Here is a 4,245-nt window from a genome sequence, read left to right as displayed (position 1 = left end):
CGCGCCCGTGCCGCCGCCGGCGTGCGGCGCCCGCCGCGGCGCCCTAGCGTGCCGACCGGCCGGTGGGGAGGTGCCCCGCCGCCGGGTGGAGGCGCAGGTGGACCTCGGCATCGCCGGACGCACGGCCCTGGTGACGGGCGCGGACTCGGGCATCGGGCTGGCCAGCGCCCGCGCCCTGCTCGCCGAGGGGGTGCGCGTCGCCCTCACCGACCTCGACGCCGCAGCGCTGGCCGAGGCGGCCCGCGACCTGCCCGGTGAGCACGTCACCGTGGCCGCCGACCTCACCGCGCCCGCCGACGTGGCGCGCCTGCACGCCGAGGTCGTCGACCGGCTCGGGGCGCCGGAGATCCTCGTGCACGCCGCCGGCACGACCGGCGCGACGGGGGCCTTCCACGACATCGACGAGGAGGGGTGGCGCACCACCCTGGACACCGACTTCCTGGCCGCGGTGCGCGTGGTCCGCGCCGTCGTGGGCGGCATGCGCGAGGCCGGCTGGGGCCGCATCGTGCTGCTCGCCTCCGAGGACGGCGTGCAGCCCTATCCCGACGAGCTGCCGTACTGCGCGGCCAAGGCGGCGCTGCTCAACCTCGCCAAGGGCCTGTCCAAGGCGTACGGCCCCGAGGGCGTGCTCGTGAACTCCGTCTCCCCGGCGTTCATCGCCACCCCCATGACCGACGTCATGATGCGGCAGCGGGCGCAGGAGCGGGGCACCGGGTTCGAGGAGGCCGTGGCGGGCTTCCTGGCCGAGGAGCGCCCGGGCATCGCGCTGCGCCGGCGCGGGGAGGCGGCGGAGGTGGCGGCGGTCGTGGCGTTCCTCTGCTCCGAGCGGGCCAGCTTCGTCAACGGCAGCGACTACCGGGTGGACGCGGGCTCGGTCGCGACCGTCTGAGCGCCCTCGGTGGGTGTGCCCCACCGCCGGCGGTTACGGTCGGGTGATGCACACCCCGCAGGCCCCCACCCGGGCGCAGCGGCTGGACCGGCTGCCCTTCACCCGCCGCCACGGCAGGCTCCTCGTGGGTTCCGGCATCGGCTGGGCGCTGGACGCCATGGACGTCGGCCTCGTCTCCTTCGTGCTCGCCGCCCTCGCCGCGCAGTGGGGCCTCTCGCCCGGGCAGCTGTCCTGGATCGCCTCGATCGGCTTCCTCGGCATGGCGATCGGCGCCGGCGCCGGCGGCCTGCTCGCCGACCGCATCGGCCGCCGGCAGGTGTTCGCGCTGACCCTGCTCGTCTACGGCCTCGCCACCGGCGCCGCGGCGCTGGCGGGCTCGGTGGCGGTCCTGATGCTGTTCCGGTTCGTCATCGGACTGGGCCTGGGGGCCGAGCTGCCGGTGGCCTCCACCCTCGTCAGCGAGTTCGCCCCGGCGCGCATCCGCGGCCGCGTCGTCGTGCTGCTGGAGGCGTTCTGGGCGGTGGGGTGGATCCTCGCCGCGCTCATCGGCACCTTCGTCGTCGGCGCGGGCGACGACGGCTGGCGCTGGGGGTTCGCGCTGGGCGCCGTGCCCGCCGTGTACGCGGTGGTGGTGCGCCGCGGCCTGCCCGAGTCCGTGCGGTTCCTGGAGTCCAAGGGCCGCACCGAGGAGGCCGAGGCCGTCGTGCGCCAGTTCGAGGAGGCCGCCGCCGGGCGCCCCCTCACCGACGTGCCCGCGGTGGAACCGCTGCCGCCCGGGCCGGTGCCGCGGCTGCTCGGTCCAGAACTTCGCCGGCGCACCGCCGGGTTGTGGGCCGTGTGGTTCGGCATCAACTTCGCCTACTACGGGGCGTTCACGTGGATCCCGACCCTGCTGGTGGCGCAGGGTTTCAGCCTCGTGAGGTCCTTCCAGTACACGCTGGTCATCACCCTGGCCCAGCTACCGGGGTACGCGCTGTCGGCGTTCCTCGTCGAGCGCTGGGGCCGGCGCCCCACGCTGGGCGCGTTCCTGCTGGGTTCAGCCGCGGCGGCCCTGCTGTTCGGTTCCGCCGACAGCACGGCGACCGTGCTGCTGGCCGGTTCGCTGCTGTCCTTCGCCAACCTCGGCGCCTGGGGCGCGCTCTACGCCACCACCCCGGAGGTCTACCCCACGGCGGTGCGCGCCGGTGGGGCCGGCGCGGCGGCGGGTTTCGGGCGCATCGCCTCGATCATCGCGCCGCTGGCCGTGCCCCCGCTGCTGGGCGCCGGTGGCACGGGCCTCGTCTTCGCGGTCCTCGCCGCGGCGTTCGCGCTGGCCACCGCGGCCACCCGGCTGCTGCCGGAGATGCGGGGGGCGAGCCTGGAGCGGTCCACCCCCCGCGGCACCGGTGGTGCGGCTCAGAACGTCCCCCAGCGCGCGCGGTGGCGCCGGTAGCCGACGTAGCCGAGACCCACCATGCCGACGGCGAGGCCGTAGTGCAGCAGGTCGTCCCAGCCGTTGACGGGGATGGGGTTGTCCAGGCCGGCGGCCATGGAGGCCGTGCCGATGAGGGCCAGCACGAGGTAGCCGAGCCCGCCGAGGACGAGGTACTTGTGCGCCGCGCTGGGCGTGGCGGAGCAGGCGAACGCGGCGACGCCGTACAGCAGGTGCAGGGCGTTGTGCAGCACGGAGACCTGCAGGAGGCCCAGCAGCATGGCCTGCGACTCCGGGCCCATGACGTGCAGCTCGTCGTGGTCGGCGGTGATGCCCGGCACGAAGCCGAGGACGCCCACGAGGAGGAAGACGACGCCCACGGCGCGGGCCATGCCCCGCAGCGGGCTGTCCGGTTGCCGTGCCGAGGGCACCGAGGAGGACGAGGAGGCCGCGAGGGCACGCTGGTGGCTCATGCTTGCACGGTACCCACCCGTGCCGCGCCCCGCGCCGGCGAGCCGGCCCGCGCCGGCGCTGCCTACCCCCGCGGGTGCTGCCGCTGCGGCAGGGTGAACCGGATCGTCGTGCCCTCCTCGGCGGGGCGGTCCGCGTCCACCCAGATCCGCCCGCCGTGGCGCTCGACGATCCGCTGGCAGGTGGCCAGGCCGATGCCGTGGCCGGTGCGGGCCCCCGGCTCGCCCATGGCGAACATCCCGAACACGTGCTCGCGCTGCTCGACGGGGATGCCCCGGCCGTTGTCCTGCACCGCGAACTCCCAGCCCTCCGGCACGGGCCCGGCCGTCACGACGACCCGGCAGGGCCGCTCGGGGGAGCGGTACTTGATGGCGTTGCCGAGCAGGTTCTGCAGGAGCTGGCGCACCAGGGTGGGGTCGCAGTGCAGCACCGGGAGGTCGCCGGGTGCGGTGACGCGGGCACCGGCCTCCTTGACGGCGGTGCGCAGGTCCACGACCGCCTGGTCGACGAGGTCGCGGGTGGCGGTGAGCTCGCGCTGGCAGGTGCTGCCGGCGCGGGCGTAGGAGAGCAGCGCGGCGATGAGGTCCTTCATCCGCGTCACGCCCTGCAGGGCGGTGCCGAGCCACTCGTCGGCCTGCTCGTCCAGGTCCGCCCCGTGGATGTCGCGCACCATCTCCACGTAGCCGCCCACGACGGTGAGGGGCGCGGCGAGGTCGTGGCTGGCGATGGCGGCGAACTGCTCCAGGTCGCGGTTGGAGCGCTCCAGCTCGGCGCCGTGCCGGGCCAGCTGCGCGGAGGTCGCCTCGAGCGCGGCCCGCTGGGCGCGCTCGGCGGTGACGTCGCGCAGCACCGCGACCGCGCCGAGCAGCGCACCGCCCTCGTCGTGCAGCGCGCGGCCGGAGGCGACCACGGTGCGCCGCGGCTGCCCGGCCGGGGCCAGGACCACCTCGGCGTCCTGCACCGACCCCTCGTGCAGCGCCCGGTGCAGCGGGACGCGCTCGGCCTTGAGCAGGGTCACGCCGTCGGGCTCGAAGATGCCGTACACCTCGGCGTGCTGGGACGGCGCGACGGACGCGTCGGCGTCGAGGCCGTGCAGCTCGCGGGCGGTGCGGTTGAACATCGTCAGCCGGCCGCGGGCGTCGCAGGCGACGACGCCGACGTCGACGGTGTCCAGGACCGTCTCGGTGAACTCCTGCCGGCTCTCCATCTCGTGCATCGTGAGCTGGGAGAGCAGCCGCTGCTCCTGCGCCTCGGCGACGAGCTCGGCGTTCTGCCGCACCTGGCGGCGGCGCTCGAAGAGCCCGACGACCACCGCGGCGAGGTCCTGCAGCGCGCCGAACTGCTCCGGGGTCAGCTCCTTCGGTGCGCTGTCGAAGACGCAGAGGCTGCCCAGGGCGTGGCCCTCGGGGGTGATGAGCGGCGCGGAGGCGTAGAACCGCACCCGGGCCAGGCGCCCGTCCACCCAGGGGTTGTG

At 75.6% G+C, this 4,245-nt stretch carries 4 protein-coding genes; 2 read left to right on the top strand and 2 right to left on the bottom strand.

Going from position 1 to position 4,245, the window contains the following annotated elements; translation table 11 throughout:
* The first annotated feature begins 97 nt into the window (after positions 1-97).
* Both ABEB16_RS18340 and ABEB16_RS18335 read left to right on the top strand, forming a co-directional pair.
* Entirely contained in the window at positions 98-889 is a 792-nt protein-coding gene (locus tag ABEB16_RS18340; RefSeq protein ID WP_345713655.1) for an SDR family NAD(P)-dependent oxidoreductase, read from the top strand.
* Positions 890-935: 46 nt separating this feature from the next.
* Complete coding sequence (locus ABEB16_RS18335; RefSeq protein ID WP_345713654.1) at positions 936-2,321, top strand: MFS transporter; 1,386 nt, start codon at positions 936-938, stop codon at positions 2,319-2,321.
* On the opposite strand, the gene ABEB16_RS18330 is transcribed toward ABEB16_RS18335, so the two are convergent.
* Both ABEB16_RS18330 and ABEB16_RS18325 read right to left on the bottom strand, forming a co-directional pair.
* Positions 2,285-2,773, bottom strand: a complete 489-nt coding sequence (locus ABEB16_RS18330) for a DUF4383 domain-containing protein (RefSeq protein WP_345713653.1) — start codon at positions 2,771-2,773, stop codon at positions 2,285-2,287. The genes ABEB16_RS18335 and ABEB16_RS18330 overlap by 37 nt on opposite strands.
* 62 nt (positions 2,774-2,835) lie before the next feature.
* Positions 2,836-4,245 (bottom strand): sensor histidine kinase (locus tag ABEB16_RS18325; protein WP_345713652.1); only part of this gene is annotated, 1,410 nt, incomplete at its 5' end.

The organism is Kineococcus glutinatus, assembly GCF_039542765.1.
In the GTDB taxonomy this organism is placed as follows: Bacteria; Actinomycetota; Actinomycetes; order Actinomycetales; family Kineococcaceae; genus Kineococcus_A; species Kineococcus_A glutinatus.
Note: the sequence above shows the minus strand (reverse complement) of the source record. Positions and strands in the feature narration are given on the sequence as shown.

Bases quoted from the DNA above. Each gene is read 5' to 3' on its own strand.
- ABEB16_RS18335 (WP_345713654.1), top strand. From the start codon at position 936: ATGCACACCCCGCAGGCCCCCACCCGGGCGCAGCGGCTGGACCGGCTG.
- ABEB16_RS18330 (WP_345713653.1), bottom strand. From the start codon at position 2,773: ATGAGCCACCAGCGTGCCCTCGCGGCCTCCTCGTCCTCCTCGGTGCCC.